The organism is Pseudomonas sp. MF6755 (assembly GCF_016405635.1).
Taxonomy (GTDB): Bacteria; Pseudomonadota; Gammaproteobacteria; order Pseudomonadales; family Pseudomonadaceae; genus Aquipseudomonas; species Aquipseudomonas haemolytica.
In genome coordinates this window covers 110,929-127,804 of the sequence record NZ_JAEKDA010000017.1, presented here as the reverse complement: position 1 = coordinate 127,804, position 16,876 = coordinate 110,929, and the positions used below count along the sequence as shown (strand labels likewise).

General features: G+C 57.9%; 16 protein-coding genes. 9 read left to right on the top strand and 7 right to left on the bottom strand.

Annotation, left to right across the window (positions count from 1 at the left end; translation table 11 throughout):
• Window position 1 precedes the first annotated feature (1 nt).
• From JFT66_RS22665 to JFT66_RS22640, 6 genes are all read left to right on the top strand, one after another.
• Window positions 2-3,076: an efflux RND transporter permease subunit gene (locus JFT66_RS22665; RefSeq protein WP_198860197.1), complete on the top strand. Its 3,075-nt coding sequence runs from the start codon at window positions 2-4 to the stop codon at window positions 3,074-3,076.
• 128 nt (window positions 3,077-3,204) lie between these two features.
• Window positions 3,205-3,369 (top strand): hypothetical protein, encoded by a 165-nt coding sequence (locus tag JFT66_RS22660; RefSeq protein WP_198860196.1) that lies wholly within the window; start codon window positions 3,205-3,207, stop codon window positions 3,367-3,369.
• A 355-nt stretch (window positions 3,370-3,724) separates the two neighbouring features.
• On the top strand, window positions 3,725-4,141 hold the full coding sequence (locus JFT66_RS22655; RefSeq protein ID WP_198860195.1) for a hypothetical protein: 417 nt from the start codon (window positions 3,725-3,727) through the stop codon (window positions 4,139-4,141).
• 194 nt (window positions 4,142-4,335) lie between these two features.
• A complete protein-coding gene (locus JFT66_RS22650; RefSeq protein WP_153839343.1) occupies window positions 4,336-4,695 on the top strand; it encodes a hypothetical protein in 360 nt (119 codons plus the stop codon).
• A gap of 1 nt (window position 4,696) precedes the next feature.
• The gene (locus tag JFT66_RS22645; protein WP_153839342.1) at window positions 4,697-5,074 is read left to right on the top strand and encodes a hypothetical protein; all 378 of its coding nucleotides are present in this window, start codon (window positions 4,697-4,699) and stop codon (window positions 5,072-5,074) included.
• A gap of 513 nt (window positions 5,075-5,587) precedes the next feature.
• Window positions 5,588-5,998, top strand: a complete 411-nt coding sequence (locus JFT66_RS22640; protein WP_198860194.1) for a DUF6896 domain-containing protein — start codon at window positions 5,588-5,590, stop codon at window positions 5,996-5,998.
• 171 nt (window positions 5,999-6,169) lie between these two features.
• Here JFT66_RS22640 and JFT66_RS22635 read toward each other — a convergent pair whose 3' ends face one another.
• From JFT66_RS22635 to JFT66_RS22615, 5 genes are all read right to left on the bottom strand, one after another.
• Window positions 6,170-7,399 (bottom strand): M20/M25/M40 family metallo-hydrolase, encoded by a 1,230-nt coding sequence (locus JFT66_RS22635; protein ID WP_198860193.1) that lies wholly within the window; start codon window positions 7,397-7,399, stop codon window positions 6,170-6,172.
• A 49-nt stretch (window positions 7,400-7,448) separates the two neighbouring features.
• Complete coding sequence (locus JFT66_RS22630) at window positions 7,449-8,507, bottom strand: diguanylate cyclase (RefSeq protein ID WP_034117696.1); 1,059 nt, start codon at window positions 8,505-8,507, stop codon at window positions 7,449-7,451.
• 79 nt (window positions 8,508-8,586) lie between these two features.
• Window positions 8,587-9,219 carry a LysE family translocator gene (locus JFT66_RS22625; protein ID WP_034117695.1) on the bottom strand — a complete coding sequence of 211 codons (633 nt, stop codon included), beginning with the start codon at window positions 9,217-9,219 and terminating at the stop codon, window positions 8,587-8,589.
• A gap of 68 nt (window positions 9,220-9,287) precedes the next feature.
• Window positions 9,288-10,157 (bottom strand): sugar phosphate isomerase/epimerase family protein, encoded by an 870-nt coding sequence (locus JFT66_RS22620; RefSeq protein ID WP_198860192.1) that lies wholly within the window; start codon window positions 10,155-10,157, stop codon window positions 9,288-9,290.
• Window positions 10,142-10,351, bottom strand: a complete 210-nt coding sequence (locus JFT66_RS22615; protein ID WP_080752916.1) for a rubredoxin — start codon at window positions 10,349-10,351, stop codon at window positions 10,142-10,144. The genes JFT66_RS22620 and JFT66_RS22615 overlap by 16 nt, the downstream gene beginning before the upstream one ends.
• A 158-nt stretch (window positions 10,352-10,509) precedes the next feature.
• Between JFT66_RS22615 and JFT66_RS22610 the strand changes: the two genes are divergently transcribed.
• Window positions 10,510-11,940, top strand: coding sequence for an aminotransferase-like domain-containing protein (locus JFT66_RS22610; RefSeq protein ID WP_198860191.1), 1,431 nt, complete (start codon window positions 10,510-10,512; stop codon window positions 11,938-11,940).
• Between the two features lie 32 nt (window positions 11,941-11,972).
• On the opposite strand, the gene JFT66_RS22605 is transcribed toward JFT66_RS22610, so the two are convergent.
• Entirely contained in the window at window positions 11,973-12,443 is a 471-nt protein-coding gene (locus JFT66_RS22605; RefSeq protein ID WP_034117692.1) for an Lrp/AsnC family transcriptional regulator, read from the bottom strand.
• A 123-nt stretch (window positions 12,444-12,566) separates the two neighbouring features.
• On the opposite strand from JFT66_RS22605, the gene JFT66_RS22600 reads away from it, so the two are divergent.
• Together JFT66_RS22600 and JFT66_RS22595 are read left to right on the top strand one after the other, a co-directional pair.
• A complete protein-coding gene (locus JFT66_RS22600) occupies window positions 12,567-13,811 on the top strand; it encodes a methionine gamma-lyase (protein ID WP_153839339.1) in 1,245 nt (414 codons plus the stop codon).
• Window positions 13,812-14,041: 230 nt separating this feature from the next.
• Window positions 14,042-14,713 (top strand): response regulator transcription factor, encoded by a 672-nt coding sequence (locus tag JFT66_RS22595; RefSeq protein ID WP_198809816.1) that lies wholly within the window; start codon window positions 14,042-14,044, stop codon window positions 14,711-14,713.
• Between the two features lie 204 nt (window positions 14,714-14,917).
• On the opposite strand, the gene JFT66_RS22590 is transcribed toward JFT66_RS22595, so the two are convergent.
• A complete protein-coding gene (locus tag JFT66_RS22590; protein ID WP_034119549.1) occupies window positions 14,918-16,876 on the bottom strand; it encodes a MacB family efflux pump subunit in 1,959 nt (652 codons plus the stop codon).

The window sequence follows — 16,876 nt, the reverse complement described above, 5'->3', positions numbered from 1 at the left end:
CATGCGCGGGATCAACCTCTCTGAACTGGCGGTCAAACACCGTGCGGTCACGCTGTTCTTGCTCATTGCGATCCTCGTCGCCGGGGTGTTCTCGTTTGGCAAGTTGGGGCGCGCCGAAGACCCGTTGTTTACCGTCAAGGTCATGACCATCGCCGCCGCCTGGCCCGGCGCCACAGCCGAGGAAATGCAGGAACAGGTCGCCGATCGCCTGGAAAAACGCTTGCAGGAGTTGGACTACTACGACCGCGTCGAAACCATCGCTCAACCCGGCTTTGTGTCGATGCGCATCACCTTCAAGGAGTCCACGCGCCCTGGCGAAGTCCAGGCGCTGTTCTACCAGACGCGCAAAAAGCTCAGCGACGAAGCGGCGAAACTGCCCAAGGGTGTAATAGGGCCGTTTTTCAACGATGAATATTCCGATGTCTACTTTGCGTTGTACGCCCTGGAAGCCGAGCACCTGCCTCATCGCCAGCAGGTGCAAATGGCCGAGACTCTGCGCCAGGGTTTGCTCAACCTGCCGGGGGTGAAGAAGGTCAATATTCTCGGCGAGCAAGCCCTGCGGGTGTTTGTCGAGTTTTCCTATGAACGCCTGGCGACCCTGGGCATCAAGCCTGAGCAGATTTTTGCCGCCCTCGCCGCGCAGAACGCCGTGGCGCCGTCGGGCTTTGTCGAGACCGCCGGCGCTCGCGCGTATATCCGTATCGACGGGGCGTTCGACAGCCTGGCGCTGATTGAAAACGTGCCCCTGCAAGTCAATGGCCGCGTGCTGCGCATCGCTGATGTGGCCAGCGTCAGCCGCGGTTATGAAGACCCGCCCAGCTACCGCATTCGCCATCAGGGCGACCCGGCGCTGATGCTCGGGGTGATCATGGAGAAGCACTGGAACGGCCTGGAACTGGACAAAAGCCTGCAGGCGCAGGAAACCAGCATCCGGGCCGACCTGCCCTTGGGCGTGAACTTCGTCAAGGTCTCCGACCAGGCGAAAAACATCAGCCTGGCGGTGAATGAGTTCATGCTCAAATTCTTCGTCGCCCTCGCCGTGGTGATGCTAATAAGCCTGCTGGCCCTGGGCTTTCGCGTGGGCGTGGTGGTGGCGGCAGCGGTGCCGCTGACGCTGTCGATCGTGTTCGTGATCATGCTCGTCACGGGGCGAGAATTCGACCGCGTGACCCTGGGCGCGCTGATCATTTCCCTGGGCTTGCTGGTGGATGACGCGATCATCGCCATCGAGATGATGGTGGTCAAACTCGAAGAAGGCTTTGATCGTATCCATGCGGCGACCTACGCCTGGAGCTCTACGGCTGCGCCCATGCTGACCGGTACGCTGGTGACCATCATCGGCTTTTTACCCGTGGGGTTCGCGCGCTCCGGTGCGGGCGAGTACGCCGGGAATATCTTCTGGATCGTTGGCTTTGCATTGATTTCTTCGTGGTTAGTGGCGGTGGTGTTCACCCCGTACCTGGGCGTGAAGCTGCTGCCGCAGATCAAGCCTGTGCCTGGCGGGCATGATGCAATTTACGCCGGGCGCTACTACCAGAAACTGCGTCGCCTGGTAGAAGCCTGCGTACGCGGGCGCTGGCTGGTGACCGGGCTGGTGGTGGCCGCGTTTGTGCTGTGCGGCCTGGGCATGACGGTGGTGAAGAAACAGTTCTTCCCCGATTCCGACCGTTCGGAGCTGATTCTGGAAGTGTATATGCCGCCCGGCAGCGCATTCAAAAGCACTGAAACGGTGGCGGCGCAGGTGGAAAAAGCCCTGCTGCAGGAGCCGCAGACACGTATGGTCGACACCTATGTAGGCGGCGGCGCACCGCGGTTTTTCCTCTCGTTGAACCCCGAAATGCCCGACCCGGCGTTCGCCAAGTTGATCGTGCAAACCCCAGACTCCCACGCCCGCGACGCCTTGAAAGTGCGCATGCGCGAGCGCATCGCTGCCGGCGAATTCCCTGCGGCGCGGGTGCGCGTCACGCAATTGGTATTCGGCCCGCCAGTGCCGTTCCCCGTGGTGTTCCGTGTGTCCGGGCCGAACCTGGAGGTGCTGCGCGGGCTGGCCGAGCAAGTGCGCCAAGTGGTTGCCGGCAATCGGCTGACCCGGGACACCTTCCTTGAGTGGGGTGAGCGCGCCAGCGGATATCGCCTGGTACTGGATCAGGATCGCCTGCGCTTGCTCGGCTTCACGCCCGAAGAGGTCAAGTCCCAACTCAACGCCCTGCTCAGCGGCAACCCGATCACCGAAGTGCGCGAAGGCAACCGCACCGTCTCCGTGGTAGCCCGTGCCCAAGGCAGCCAGCGCGAAGACCTTGCCAACCTCGATAACATGACGCTGACCAACAGCACCGGCACTTCGGTGCCGCTGGCCCAGGTCGGGCATTTCCAGGCGGTGATGGAAGAACCGATCCTCAAGCGCCGCAACCGCGCAACCACTGTGGAGGTGCGCGCCGACATCATCGACGGCGTACAACCGCCCGATGTGGAAATGGCCGTGTACAAAGACCTGCAACCCCTGATCGCCAAGCTGCCGGCCGGTTACCACATCGACATCGGCGGCCCGGTGGAAGAAAGTGCCAAAGCCAACGTGGCCCTGGCGGCGTTGTTCCCGATCATGATCCTGCTGACCCTTACGGTGATCATGTTCCAGGTGCGTTCCTTTGGCGTGATGTTCATGGTCTTCGCCACCGCGCCACTGGGCCTGATCGGTGCGGTACCGACCTTGCTGCTGTTCAACCAACCGTTCGGTTTTAACGCGATCCTGGGCTTGATCGGCATCGGCGGCATCCTGATGCGCAACACGCTGATCTTCACCGACCAGATTCGCCAGAACCAGGACCACGGCATGCCGATTCGCGAAGCGATCATCGAAGCCACGGTGCGGCGTGCACGCCCGGTGATCCTTACCGCATTGGCGGCAGCGCTGGCGTTTATTCCGCTGACGTTGTCGGTATTCTGGTCGTCCCTGGCCTATGTGCTGATCGGCGGAGTATTGGTGGGCACGGTGCTGACGCTGTTGTTCCTGCCGGCGCTGTGCAGCCTGGTGCTGCGCGACAAGGTTGCTGAAACGTCCCACGCAACCGCCGGATAAGCTCTACTCCCCTGCCCTGAAAACCTCTGCAAAGTCCCTCGCCTGATCAAACAGTGCGAGGGATTGCAGATGGTTTTTTTCGTTAGCGCATTGGTCGCGTGGCCCTCCCCAGTGGGAAGTCCTCGCGGATGACGCACACCTCCCAAATTGCCCATATCGAACACGAGCTGGATGGCTTCCATCAGAGCCTGGTGGAGTACCGCCAGCAGATGGGCGCCTGGTACTCGCGTGCGCTGGACTCGGTCAGTCATGCAGCGGATATGCCGTCGTTGCTGGGCATGGACCTGAAATAACTGACGCCGCATTGAAGCAAAGGGCTATCGACGGAACAGATCCGATCACCGGATTGCCCCGACCGGATGGAAGGGGCAATCTAAGCTCTCAGTTTCATAGCTGGAAAATGCAGCTGAATGCATTGAATAAGGCGTTGACACGCAAATCTCTCGGACTCGATCCATTCAATGGCCAAGATCACAATAGAAATCCCACGCTCAAATTGGAGTTACCGGGAGCAGGTCGAGGATACAGGCCGAATAACAGAAATCCTGAAAATCCACACCTAAATGAAAACATGAATTGGTTTGAAATAAAGTTTGATAAAAACAATATCTCTCGACCATTTACCGCGTTTCCTGCTGAGAAAAAATAATGCTGAAAGACCCATTCTTAAACGAACCGTTTGATCCAAGCCTGATGTGGTTTATCGGGGCTTTTGATATTTATTACCGTGAGCAAGGGCTCGGCATGGAGCTTGCGCAATATGATCCAAATAAAAAATCTGACAGAGAAAAACTTATAACAAATTATGCTTTGAGCTTGAATTATCTATCACACAGACACAAGTACACTTTAATTGAAAGCTTAAAAAGCAAATTGAAGGACGAAAAGCATAACTTCGACAATTTATTTGAGATAGACGAAAATGAAACTGGATCGTGGCCGAGAGCCGAGTGGTATGCGCTTGATGACCCAAGGGGTTTCTTAATGGACATCTATATTCTCGCTCAAGATGTCTGGAAAGAAGATCTCCAAAAAGCCAGCCTCGAGGACCCATCCACATGGTGAACCTCAGTATTGGACACACTGAATGCCCAATGTGGGAGGGGGCTTGCCCCCGATAGCAGTGGCTCAGTCAATGTATATACAAGCTGACACATCGCCATCGGGAGCAAGCCCCCTCCCACATTTAAATCTGCTTCATTCTGCAATCCGGCTATCTGATAAGCGCGATCCAATTACTGCGTACACGGATTCTAAACATGAAGCTCACACCAGAACTATCAATACTCAAAAGCCTACTATTCACCTACAGCATTGAAAACTACGACGATCCAGAAAGAGAGCGCTTCATCGCCTCAAAAAATGTCAACAACGAAACAGAACTCGCTGAGCTTTTTGAAAAATTGACCAAACCAGAATTCCTATCATACAAATTTGAAATTCAACAATGGCATATTGAAACACTTCAACACTACCTAAATACTGATGAAAATTTTAATTCCGTTTTTTATCTTCTCGACACCTATTTCGATGATGAGATAACTGACCACAGGCAATTCATGCACGTGTTATTAAGCTGCTTACAGAACTACATAACAGAGGCTTCCGCGAGCAAATAACATGAAAACAAAACCACCTAGCATGTCAATAATTCGCGGCCTGCTATTCACTTACGACATCGAGAACACGGATGACCTTAAAAGAGAGGAGCTTATCGCCTCAATAAACGTAAACAACGAAAAAGAACTTGCCGAGCTTTTCAACAAGCTGACCAGACCCGAGTTCCTGATGTATACCCACCTAGAACAAAATTGGTTTATTGACTCAATCGAGCATTTCTTGGCGGCTGGTGACAGCTTCAATAGTGTATTCGAAAAAATGGCAACTTATTTTAGCACCGAGATAATCGACCAGCGAAAATTCATGCAAGTACTTTTACGCCGCTTAAAACACTACAACCTAAAGGCCAGCGCAAGTCAAAAAATGGAAGAATCATAAAAGAGACAGATTCATTTAGTAAAATGGACAAATGGAAAACACCAGAACATGAAAAACACGAAGATCCAGTTGCATCCAAGTAAAGAAAAAACTAACCACTGTTTGCACGGATTATTAAACATGAAAAGACAACCACATCTATCAATACTTCAAGGACTGCTACTTACATAGTGCATCGAAAACACTAAAAACTCTCAAAGAGAAGAAATCATCGCCTCAAAAAAGATTAACAAGCCAAAAGAGTTAACAGAGCTTTTCGACACTTACTTCGAGAATGATATCATCGAAAATTGAGCGCTCATGAAAACACTACTTGAGTGCCTGATTCGTTATAGAACTGAAGCAGCAGCGGATGAATAATTTGATAAAAGCTGCATTGGCATTATAGCAACACAAAGCAGATAGACCAGTTTAAGTACCGCAAACAACATTTACAATTAAATGAATTCATCACCCTTCCACAACAAACACATCAAATGCAGTTGGGATCGATAAATTGGACAAGCCAAGACGATGAAAACTCAAACCCTGGAAGATTTGATAGCTGAATATTTAGCGCACGTAAAAAAAGCGACAGATTTACTTAAGCAATCATTCGGAACCAAAAATATTCTGAGGCTATGGCGCTCCAAAAAAATTCCGCAACAAGGATCAGTCACCGGCGATATCACCTACGAGCTACATGGAATTGGTTGCCGTGTTTATCTATCTGAAGCATGTATTGACTTTGATTATGGCCCGGACGAAAGGGTCGACGGCTTCGACTCTTGGCGGTTGTATATGTACGCATGCGAAACACCACGCAAGTACAAAAAATACACCAATAGAGAATCCCTGGAACGTGAATTCAACGCGTACCTAAAAAAGAGCAAAGCCAGGAAAATCGAAGGCTCCACCTCTAATTTATACTTCATACAGCCTTGATGCCGTTCAGGTAAATCCCCTAATCCTAGAGATCTGAACATCCAATGTGCGAGGGGGCTTGCCCCCGATAGCAGTGGGTCAGTCAATGCATATGCAAGCTGACCCACCGCCATCGGGAGCAAGCCCCCTCCCACATTCAAATCTGCCTCGTTCTGCAACCCCGCGATCCGATCAGCGCTTGGCCAGCTCCATAATCATCCGACTCAACAAATAAACCCGTGGCACCACACTCTCCACCTCGGCATATTCCTCAGGCGTATGAATATTCCCACCCACTATCCCAAACCCATCCAGAGTCGGCGTGCCTACCCCGGCCGACAAACTCGCATCCGCCGCCCCACCACTGCCTTCAATGGTCAACTTACGCCCCAACTCTCCATAAATACCCTGGGCAATTGCCACCAACTTGTCCGACTCGGCCGTCTGCGGCATGGGGGGCAGGCCGCGTTGCAGGCTGGTTTTCACTTCGGTTTCCGGAATCAATTTGTTCGCTGAAACCCGCGCCAAGTCCTTCTCGATCCGGTCAAACTCTTCCGGCAAGGCTGCGCGTACGTCGGCCTTGGCGGTGGACTGGTCGGGGATGACGTTGGTGCGGTCGCCGGCCTTGAGTACGGTGAAGTTGATGGTGGTTTTCTTGTCTTCGTCGCCGAGCTTGCCCAGTTGCAGGATCTGGTGCGCGACTTCCATGGCGGCGTTACGCCCCAATTCTGGGGCGACGCCGGCGTGGGCGGCCTTGCCTTTGACTTCGACCACGGCGGTGGCGCTGCCTTTGCGCCACACCACCAGGCCGTCGGCTGGGCGGCCTGGTTCGAGGTTGAGGGTCACGTCGTGGCCCTTGGCGGTGTTGCGGATCAGTTCGGAGGCGGTTTCCGAGCCGGTTTCTTCGCTGGCGTTGAGCAGGAAGGTGATCTGCGCGTAGTCCTTGAAACCCTGGTTTTTCAGGACTTTCAGCGCATAGATGCCGGCGACGATGCCGCCCTTGTCATCCATCACGCCGGGGCCATAGGCGCGGCCGTCCTTGATGTGGAACGGGCGCTCGGCGGCCGAGCCTTCCTTGAATACGGTGTCCATATGGGCCATCAGCAGGATCTTGGCCTTGCCGGTGCCCTTGAGGGTGGCGACCACATGACTGTTGTTGGCCGCCTTGTCCGGCACCCGTTCAATGCTGAAACCCAGCTGCTTCAACTCATCCACCGCGATGTCGCTTACTTGGGTCAGACCCGGCTCGTAGCCGGAACCGGAGTCGATGTTCACCAGGCGCTCCAGCAGTTTGAGGGCGTCGGCCTTGTACTGCTCGGCATCCGCCTGGATCTGTTTGTGGGGTTCGGCGCTGTAGGCCGGCAGGGCGAAGGACAAGGCCAGGGTGGCGGCCAGGAGGGTACGCGGGAAGGTGAAGAGCATGGGCCGATCCTTGTTTTTTTGTTGGAAGGTGCCCCGCCACCCTACCCCACTAGATCGACCGCAACCAACTCTCCTGCACCGAGCTCACCCGGTTGCGCCCGCTGCTCTTGGCTTCGTACAACGCCTGGTCGGCATCGTTGAGCCAACTGATGGAGTCGGCGTGGGCCGGCTGGTACGGCGCCAGGCCGATGCTCAAGCTGACGCGCAGCGTCGGGTCCTGGGCGTACGCCAGGGCATTGAAACGGTCGCGCAAGGCGTCCATCACTTCAGTGGCACGGTTGAGGGGCATGTCAGGCAGGATCACGCAGAACTCATCGCCGCCATAACGCCCGGCCAGGTCGGTGGTACGCAGGTTCTGGCGCAGCACTTTGCTCAACTGGCGCAATACGATATCGCCGGTCACATGGCCATAGGTGTCATTGATAGTCTTGAAGTGGTCAATGTCGATCAAGGCGATGGCTGCCCCAGCCGGGCCGCGGCGGCAACGCTGGAACTCGATGTCCAGGTGGTCTTTCCAGGCGCCGTGGTTGAGCAGACCAGACAGGCTGTCGGTCCGGCTCAGGGCCAGCAATTCGCGTTTGTGGCTGGCCAGGGTCACGGCCTGGCGGTAGCAGATCCAGCCCAGGGCCAGGGGATACAGCATCAGGATCGGCAGGCAGGCATACAGCTGGGCCTGGGTGGTCACGGCAATGAATGCAGGGGCAAATATCAGCAGCGCCGTGCCGATCCCGAGGGCCTGCGCCACCCAACCGGCGAGCATGAAGCGCGGCCCGCCAATGGCGACGTTATTCATGGTCATCATCGAGAGCGTGGTGACGCTGGGCAGCGGGTTGAAGTGCATCGCGCCGACCCAGAACCCACCGCAATAGGAATCGAACAACAAGCTGCGGCGCTCGCTGCGCAACGTATGGGCCGCGCGCAACGACAATTGAAACGCCACATGCGGCCACACAAACGCGTTGATCAGCATCCAGACCCACACCCAAAGGGAGGGGTTGAGCGGATACATGCCAAACGCGACGCAGATAAAGCCGAGCGTCAGCCCCAATAGGCGCGATTTGTACAAGCGCGAAGCGAGCGGACGTCCATTTCCTCCGACGGCTGGCATGGTGGGTGCGATCCTGGGTGGGTGCCTGGAGTCTATCAGGGCACCGGCAGATCGCCACTACCGCCTGGAAGCTAATACTTCAGTGTGAAAACCCACGCGCCAGCATCAGCGCAACGCCCAATAGCAACACGGCGGTGATGCGCTGCAACAACACCCGCCTCTTGGGGTTTTCCAGCACGTGCTTGATGCGCTGGCCGAAATAGCAGTACAGGCACCCGCTGGCAAACTGCAGCAACAGGAAGGTCGCCCCGAGGATGGCGATATCCGCCGCCGAACTGTGCTCCCCAGCCCCGGCAAATTGCGGGAACACGGCGCTGAACATGATGATGGTCTTGGGGTTGGAAAACCCGGTCAATAGCCCTTTGCCGAACAGGCTGCGCGAGCCCTCCACGGCGCCGGCTTTATTGATTGACACACCGCTGCTGGTCCACTGTTTGTAGGCCAGGTAGAGAATGTACGCCACGCCGACAAACTGGATGGTCTGAGTAATGGCGAGGTTGCCCTTGATCAACTCCGAGAAGCCGACGGCAAAGATCAGGATGGAAATCAGGTACGACACACTGGCGCCGATCTGCGCCGGGATCGAGCTACGCAAGCCGTCCTTCAAGCCCAGGCTCAGCAGCAGCAGGGTCATGGGGCCGGGACTGAAGGTCATGGTGGCGCAAAACAGCAGGAAGTAGAGAAACGAAGACAGGGTTAACGCACTTGTCATGGCCGGGGACCTTGAATGGATAAAAACAACAACGGGGCGAGCGCCGCAAGTGCTCGCCCCTGGGCCGATCAGGCAACAGCGATTTCGGTGGTCAGGGATTCGCGGTACATCACCGCCAGGTCAGCCAGGGCAGCCTTGGCCGTCTGGTTACGGGTTTCGAACGCTACCAGGCCCTTCCAGTTGGTCTCGACGATGGCCTGCACCACATCGGCGTAGTCACAGTTGCCGTCGTGGATGCCGAAGTGCTGGTCTTGCACGCCGTTGTTGTTGCTGAAGGAAATACCCTTGATCAGGTGGTGATACTTGCGCACGATTGCTGCTGGCTGGCCGTTCTCGATGTTGGCGTGGCCGGCATCAAGGAAGAAGTACACGTTGCTGTGGGCTTGCAGGCGCTCGAACACAAAGGCGTATTCCGCTTCATGAGTAAAGATGTAGTGGAATGGCCGATAGTTGACGTAGTTGGACAGGTTTTCCAGATAGATATCCGTGCCCTTGGCCTCGGCGTAACGCGCCAGTTCCTGCACCGCCTTCAGGTAATGCTCCAGGGCAACCTTCTTGGCCATCAGCACCATTTTCGGCTCGACGATGCAGCCGCCGTGAATGATCAACGGCGCGCCCAGGCGGCTCGCAATGTCAATTTCTTTCTTCACATACTCCACCGCCGCAGCACGAAAAGCCTCGACGTCACTGCCCAGCGGCGCCTTGAAGTTGCCGTGGAAGATCGGCCGAACGCCGGTGGCGGCGATTTGCGCCTGTAGGCTTTCGATGCGCGCATCGGTCCAGTCGTCGACCATTTCGCCAAACAGGCTGCCGTCGATGTACCAGTGGGTGCAATTGCCTTCGATGGCGGTTTCCAGCCCCTTCTCGGCGCCCAGGTATTTCTGGTGGGCCACACCGGTACAGAACGGCACGCTAGCGTTGATCAGTTTACTTTCCATGGGGCGATTCCTTTCGTTGATGGAGTGTCAGGGAGCTCGATGGCCATGAAATCGGCCTTGGTCACGCCGCAATCCGGGCATGTCCAGTCTTCAGGCACCTCTTCCCAAGGGGTGCCTGCAGGTATTCCGTCCTCCGGAATACCCAATTCTTCTACGTACATAAAACCGCAGGGGGCGCACATATAAGTCTTCATGAGAATGCAGAATCCATTGCTCGCTTGTAGGAAATTTCGCCAATTCCTGGCGAGATGGCCCGCAGTCTAGGGAAGTTGCATTGCACAAGGCAGGTAAAGTGATGCCTAATCCGGCCTAACTTCACCGGTAAAAGCACCAGTAAACACAAGGACGCGTCATGTTTGTATCTGCCATCGCTTTTGTGCAAGGCACACCCAAGGTCCAGCAGATCGTCGAGGCGTTCAGCCAGGCCATCGAAAGCGGCGAATGGGCACCGGGCAGCAAGTTGCCGTCGGTACGCGAATTGACCCAGACCCTGGGCGTCAGCAAGTTCACCCTCAATGAAGCACTGGACCGCCTGCGCGGGCGCCACCTGCTCACCTCCAGCCAGGGCCGGGGCTACTTCGTGGCGATGGACTGCCCCCGTCCAGCCTCGGTGACCTGGGTCGACCTGTTGCCCCAGGACCTGCTCAGCGTATTGCGCCGCCCCTTGGTCACCGCCGGTGGCGAGCTGCGCCCCGGTGGCGGGCACTTGCCAGAGGACTGGCTCAATGGCGAAGCAATCCGCCAGGCCATGCGCAGCGTGGTGCGCGCGCCGTCACTGCGCATTGCCGGGCTGGGCACACCGGCCGGGCTGCTGCCGCTGCGCCAGGCACTGCAACAGAAACTGCACGGCGAAGGTTTGTCGGTGCCGGTGGAGCAAATCATCACCACGCCCAACACCGTGCAGGGCCTGGACATGCTCATGCGCCTGCTGGCCCGCCCTGGCGACACCGTGCTGCTCGACGCACCCTGCTACTTCAACTTCCACGCCAACCTGGCGCTGCACGGCGTCAAGGTCATCACCATCGAGCGCCGCCCCGACGGCTTTGACTTCAACGCCCTCGAAACTTTGCTGGCCGAACACCGCCCCAGCCTGTACCTGACCACCAGCGTCTTGCATAACCCCACCGGCCACTCCTTCAGCCCCAGCCAGGCGTTTCGCCTGCTGCAACTGACCCAGCAGTACCACTGCCACATCGTCGAGGATGACCTCTACGGCGACCTGCACCCCAACCCACCCCCGCGCCTGGCCGCCGTCGCGGGGCTGGACCAGGTCACCTACCTGTCGGGCTTCTCCAAGATCCTCAGTGCCAACACCCGAGTCAGCTACGTGGTGGCTGCGCCGCAACTGGCCGCCAACCTGACCAACATGAAATTGATGAGCGGTGGCGTGACCTCGGAATTGTTCGAACAGATTGTTTACCGCATGCTCAGCGAAGGCAGCTATGCCAAACATCGCAAGCGCATGGTGCAACGCCTGATGGAGGCCGGTGGGCGCGTCGAGCAATGGCTCAAGCGCTGCGGCTGCGTACTGCCGATGGCCTATGAAGGCGGAATGTTCATCTGGGCGCGCCTGCCGCCTGGCGTAAACGGCGAACTGTTGGCCCAGGAGGCGTTGAAACGCAGCATGGTGCTCGCGCCCGGCGCGCTGTTTGGCTACGACCCGGCCCATCGCGACTCAATGCGCTTCAATGTGGCCCACAGTGATGAGCCACGGGTGCAGCGGGTGTTCGAGGCGCTGTTGCTGCGGGGTGTCGCTCAGAGCACGCCCCCCGCTGGGACGTAACCCTGATGGAAGCGGATTGCCCGAGAAGCCCGTCACCCCGGCAGCGGAATCACCCGCAACGGCCGCACCGACTTGTAGGAAAAGCTCGAATAGATTTCCTTAACGCAGGGCAAGGTCTGCAAGACCTCCCGGGCAAACTCGCCGAACGACTCCAGGTCCTTGGCCACTACTTCCAGCAAAAAGTCATAGCGCCCCGACACGTTATGGCACGCCACAATCTCGGGAATTTCCAACAGCCGCTGCTCGAACGCCCGGGCGATTTCCTGGGTGTGGCTCTCCATCATGATGCTGACAAATGCCGTCACCCCATAGCCGAGCGCCTTGGGCGAGAGGATCGCCTGGTAGCCACTGATCACCCCGCTCTCTTCCAGGGTGCGTATTCGCCGCCAGCACGGTGAAGTGGTCAGGGCAACCCGCTCGGCCAACTCGGCCACCGTCAGGCGGGCATTGCCTTGCAACGCGTTCAACAGGGCTTTATCGGTGCGGTCCAGCTTGATGGGCATAACGTGCCTCTAAACATTATTTTTATCGGTGTTTGATCCACAAACGCGGCTTTTCCCAGCATCTTTTGCAAGGTTCATCTGCGGTTATGAGCATAGCATTGTAGGAAATAAGGAGCGCCCGACATGAACAATAAACACAACACATTCGGCTTTTCTACCCGCGCCATACACCACGGTTACGACCCTCAGGATCACCACGGCGCCCTCGTACCGCCGATCTACCTGTCGGCCACGTTCGCCTTTCCCACCGCCGAATATGGCGCTGCCTGCTTCGCCGGTGAAGCCAGCGGCCACTTCTATACGCGCATTTCCAACCCGACTCTGGCCCTGCTGGAATCGCGCATGGCCACCCTGGAAAACGGCGAGGCCGCGGTGGCGTTCAGCTCCGGCATGGGCGCGATTGCGGCGACGTTCTGGACCCTGTTGCGCCCAGGCGACGAGATCATCGTCAGCCAGACACTCTATGGCTGTACCTTCGCCCTGTTGCACCACGGCATTGGCGAATTCGGCATCAAGGTACGGCATGTCGACCTGACCGACCTGGCCGCCCTGCAAGCAGCTCTGTCCCCGGCCACCCGCATGATCTATTGCGAAACCCCGGCCAACCCCAACCTGCGCCTGATCGATATCGCCGCCGTGGCCAGGCTTGCCCATCAACAACCGAATATCACCGTGGTGGTCGATAACACCTACTGCACGCCTTACCTGCAACGTCCGCTGGAGCTGGGCGCGGACGTGGTGGTGCACTCGGCCACCAAATACCTCAGCGGCCATGGCGACATCACCGCGGGCATCGCCGTGAGCAACCAGGCCCTGGCGCAGCGCATTCGCCTGCAGGGGCTCAAGGACCTGACCGGCGCGGTGATGTCGCCCCAGGATGCATCGTTGCTGATGCGCGGCCTCAAGACACTGGCCCTGCGCATGGACCGTCATTGCAGCAGCGCCCAGGCAGTGGCCGAAGCCTTGCAAGCGCACCCGGCGGTGCAATGGGTGACCTACCCTGGACTGCGGTCTTTCCCCCAGTACGAACTGGCGAACCGCCAGATGAAACTGCCCGGCGGCATGATTGCCTTTGAACTCAAGGGCGGAATCGAGATGGGCCGGCGCTTCATGAATGCACTGCAACTGTTCACCCGCGCCGTGAGCCTTGGGGATGCCGAGTCACTGGCCCAACACCCGGCGAGCATGACTCACTCAACCTATACGCCCGAGCAACGCGCGCAGCACGGTATCAGTGAAGGTTTGGTGCGTTTGTCAGTAGGGCTTGAAGATGTAGCCGACCTGTTGGCCGATGTGCAACAAGCCCTGGCCAAGTGCGGCCGTTCGCCAGTGCGTCAGCGCGCGACGGTGACCCATGCTGTGAGATAACGCCTAAACGCCGGGTTATTTTTCCCTCTACGGTGGTCGGACGGATCCGGTCACCGTTAAGCCGTTTTAATCTGGTTTTTTTGCAGATTGGATCCCCCTCCTTTCGCCAGCCTGTACTAGCATGGTTGCGGCGGGAAGCATTATCACTGCGGGTTATTCACACTGGTTAGCTTCTTAACTCCCGTCGCTATAAGGCTGGATACCTGCACTCCAAACTCATGGACGAACTGATGAACTCACACCTGTTCCCACATATAGGCAAGGTCATCGCCAGCACCGGCAGCCGCCACTTCCCACGCATGCTGCATGACCTCATCCTCACCCAACTGGCAGTGGACGCCACCCATATCACCCAACTGCGAGTCAGCAGCGAAGGCCACAGCCGCCGCAAGATCAGCCCGGTCTATACCGATTCGGTAGCGGCCCTGGGTGCAGAGCAACCCGCCGCACAATTGCACCTCACGCGCCGCAAGGACGATGTGCGCTACGTGCTGTCGGTGTACCGCTCGCACCAATCCGACAGCTTTTCCGCCCAGGAGCGCAGCATGCTCGAGGATTTTTCCACGCTGTTGCTGCCCATGGTGGAAAAGCACATTACCGCGATCCAGCCATGCCGCCAGGACAACCCGCCGGCAGTGCCGGAACACCAGGGCCTCGAAACCCTGCGCCGACGTATCCAGGAGCGCCTGGTGCAATCGGGGATGACCCTGTCCAACCGTGAACTGGAGGTGTGCGTTGGCCTGCTGGCCGGGCGCACCGCGCCGGAGCTGGCTGATCAGTTGGCGTTGAAGGTCAACACCATCGAGAGCTACCTCAAGCGCGCCGCAATCAAGCTGGGGATCAGTGGGCGGCATTCGTTGTTGCGGTGGATGTATTCCACTGAAGACGCCACAAGCGCTTAAGCCTACGTAGATCAAAATTGTGGAAGGGGGCTTGCCCCTGTGGCGGCCTGACAGCCAACGACTATCCAACTGATGCACCGCTATCCAAATGTGGGAGGGGGCTTGCTCCCGATGAGGGAGTGTCAGTAAACACATCTGTGACTGACCCACCGCCATCGGGGGCAAGCCCCCTCCCACATTTGAGCGTCATCGGCCGGTCGTGGATCAGTCCCGAGCCAACGCCTCTATGGGGTCCAACCGCGCCGCATTCCTCGCCGGCACAAACCCAAACACAATGCCGATCAACGTTGAACAGGCAAACGCGGTAATGATCGAACCCACGGAAAACACCATTTCCCATTCCTTCACAAACAGCGAAAACAGATAGCCGATGGCGTAGGACAATGAGATCCCGATGATCCCGCCGATCAAACACACCATCACCGCCTCTACCAGGAACTGCTGGCGAATATCCGACTGGCGTGCACCCACGGCCATGCGGATGCCAATTTCGCGGGTCCGCTCGGTGACCGACACCAGCATGATATTCATCACGCCAATGCCGCCCACCAACAATGAAATCACCGCGATCAACGACAGCAGCAGCGCCAGGGAACGGCTGGTTTTCTGCACCGTCTGCATGATGCTGTCGAGGTTGTTGGTGAAGAAGTCCTTGGTGCCGTGCCGTTGCAGCATGAGCTTGTTGACGTTGTCTTCCACCACCTTGCTCGGCTGGCCGTCCTTGATGCGCACGGTGATGCTGTCCAGATGGCGCTGGCCCAGAAGACGCCCCGCCGCGGTTTCATAGGGCACCCACACGTTCAGCGCCTTGCTGGCGGCGAACATGTTTTTATTGTCCGCCGTCACCCCGATCACCGTGCACGGCAGGTTGCCCACCAGGATCACCTGGCCCAGTGGGTCGATGTTCGGCCCGAACAATCGGTGCCGGGTATTGTGATCGATCACCACCACCTGGGCCTGGCGCCGCGCATCGCTTTCACTGAAGGCTATGCCGGCTTCGAGCTTGAGGCCCTTGACCTTGAAGTAGCGATCGCTCACCCCATTGACCTGGGCATCCAGGTCGATATTGCCGAAGCGCAACAGCAGGCTGCGACCCACCACCGGCGTGGCGCTGTCGACGTAATACAGCTGGTTCAACGCGTCCACATCCGAGGGCATCAAGGTCTCGATGGCCGACGCGCGACTGTCGCCAAAACTGGTGCCGGAAAAGATATCGATGGTGTTGCTACCGATCGCCTGGATGTCCTTGAGCACATAGCGCTTGGCCCCCTCGCCGATGGCCGAGATCGACACCACCGAAGTGATGCCGATGACGATGCCGAGCATGGTCAGCAAGGTGCGCATGCGATGGGAAATCAGCGCCACCCAGGCCATGTTGAAGGCTTCCTTGAACAACCCCAGGCTCGCCACCAGGCGCCGCGCACCGCTGCGCCTGGGCTCGATCGGCGCTTCACTGGGCAATTCCAGGTCGGCGCTGTCATTGGCCTTGTCACTGATGATCTCGCCGTCACACACCTCGACGATACGCTGGGCATTGGCTGCGACCTTGGGGTCATGGGTGACGATAATCACCGTGTGCCCGGCCGCGTGCAGCTCGGCGAGGATGCGCATCACTTCCTTGCCGCTGTGGGTGTCGAGGGCGCCGGTGGGTTCGTCGGCGAGGATCACTTCGCCGCCGTTCATCAAGGCCCGCGCAATACTCACCCGCTGCTGTTGCCCGCCGGACAGCTGGCTCGGACGGTGGCTGGTGTGGCTCGACAGGCCCAGGCGTGCCAGCAGCTCACTCGCACGGCTGTGACGCTGGCTCTGCGGTAAGCCTGCGTAGATAGCCGGCATTTCCACGTTGTGCAATGCGCTCAGGTGCGCGAGCAAATGGTAGCGCTGGAAGATAAAGCCGAAGTAATCGCGCCGCAGCTCTGCCAGTTGCTCATCGCCCAGGGAGCGGGTTTCGATGCCGTTGATCTTGTAGCTGCCCGCAGTGGCGTAATCCAGGCCGCCGAGGATGTTCATCAGGGTCGATTTACCCGACCCGGAGGCGCCGATGATCGCGAGCATTTCCCCGGCATGAATGGTCAGGTCGATGCCCTTGAGTGCAATGAATTCACGCTCGCCGGCCATGAAGCTGCGGGTGATGCCCTTGAGTTCCAGCAGGGGTTGGGTCAT

Coding starts and splice junctions, on each gene's coding strand:
- JFT66_RS22665 (WP_198860197.1), top strand. CDS start 2: ATGCGCGGGATCAACCTCTCTGAACTGGCGGTCAAACACCGTGCGGTC.
- JFT66_RS22660 (WP_198860196.1), top strand. CDS start 3,205: ATGACGCACACCTCCCAAATTGCCCATATCGAACACGAGCTGGATGGC.
- JFT66_RS22655 (WP_198860195.1), top strand. CDS start 3,725: ATGCTGAAAGACCCATTCTTAAACGAACCGTTTGATCCAAGCCTGATG.
- JFT66_RS22650 (WP_153839343.1), top strand. CDS start 4,336: ATGAAGCTCACACCAGAACTATCAATACTCAAAAGCCTACTATTCACC.
- JFT66_RS22645 (WP_153839342.1), top strand. CDS start 4,697: ATGAAAACAAAACCACCTAGCATGTCAATAATTCGCGGCCTGCTATTC.
- JFT66_RS22640 (WP_198860194.1), top strand. CDS start 5,588: ATGAAAACTCAAACCCTGGAAGATTTGATAGCTGAATATTTAGCGCAC.
- JFT66_RS22635 (WP_198860193.1), bottom strand. CDS start 7,399: ATGCTCTTCACCTTCCCGCGTACCCTCCTGGCCGCCACCCTGGCCTTG.
- JFT66_RS22630 (WP_034117696.1), bottom strand. CDS start 8,507: ATGCCAGCCGTCGGAGGAAATGGACGTCCGCTCGCTTCGCGCTTGTAC.
- JFT66_RS22625 (WP_034117695.1), bottom strand. CDS start 9,219: ATGACAAGTGCGTTAACCCTGTCTTCGTTTCTCTACTTCCTGCTGTTT.
- JFT66_RS22620 (WP_198860192.1), bottom strand. CDS start 10,157: ATGGAAAGTAAACTGATCAACGCTAGCGTGCCGTTCTGTACCGGTGTG.
- JFT66_RS22615 (WP_080752916.1), bottom strand. CDS start 10,351: ATGAAGACTTATATGTGCGCCCCCTGCGGTTTTATGTACGTAGAAGAA.
- JFT66_RS22610 (WP_198860191.1), top strand. CDS start 10,510: ATGTTTGTATCTGCCATCGCTTTTGTGCAAGGCACACCCAAGGTCCAG.
- JFT66_RS22605 (WP_034117692.1), bottom strand. CDS start 12,443: ATGCCCATCAAGCTGGACCGCACCGATAAAGCCCTGTTGAACGCGTTG.
- JFT66_RS22600 (WP_153839339.1), top strand. CDS start 12,567: ATGAACAATAAACACAACACATTCGGCTTTTCTACCCGCGCCATACAC.
- JFT66_RS22595 (WP_198809816.1), top strand. CDS start 14,042: ATGAACTCACACCTGTTCCCACATATAGGCAAGGTCATCGCCAGCACC.
- JFT66_RS22590 (WP_034119549.1), bottom strand. CDS start 16,876: ATGACCCAACCCCTGCTGGAACTCAAGGGCATCACCCGCAGCTTCATG.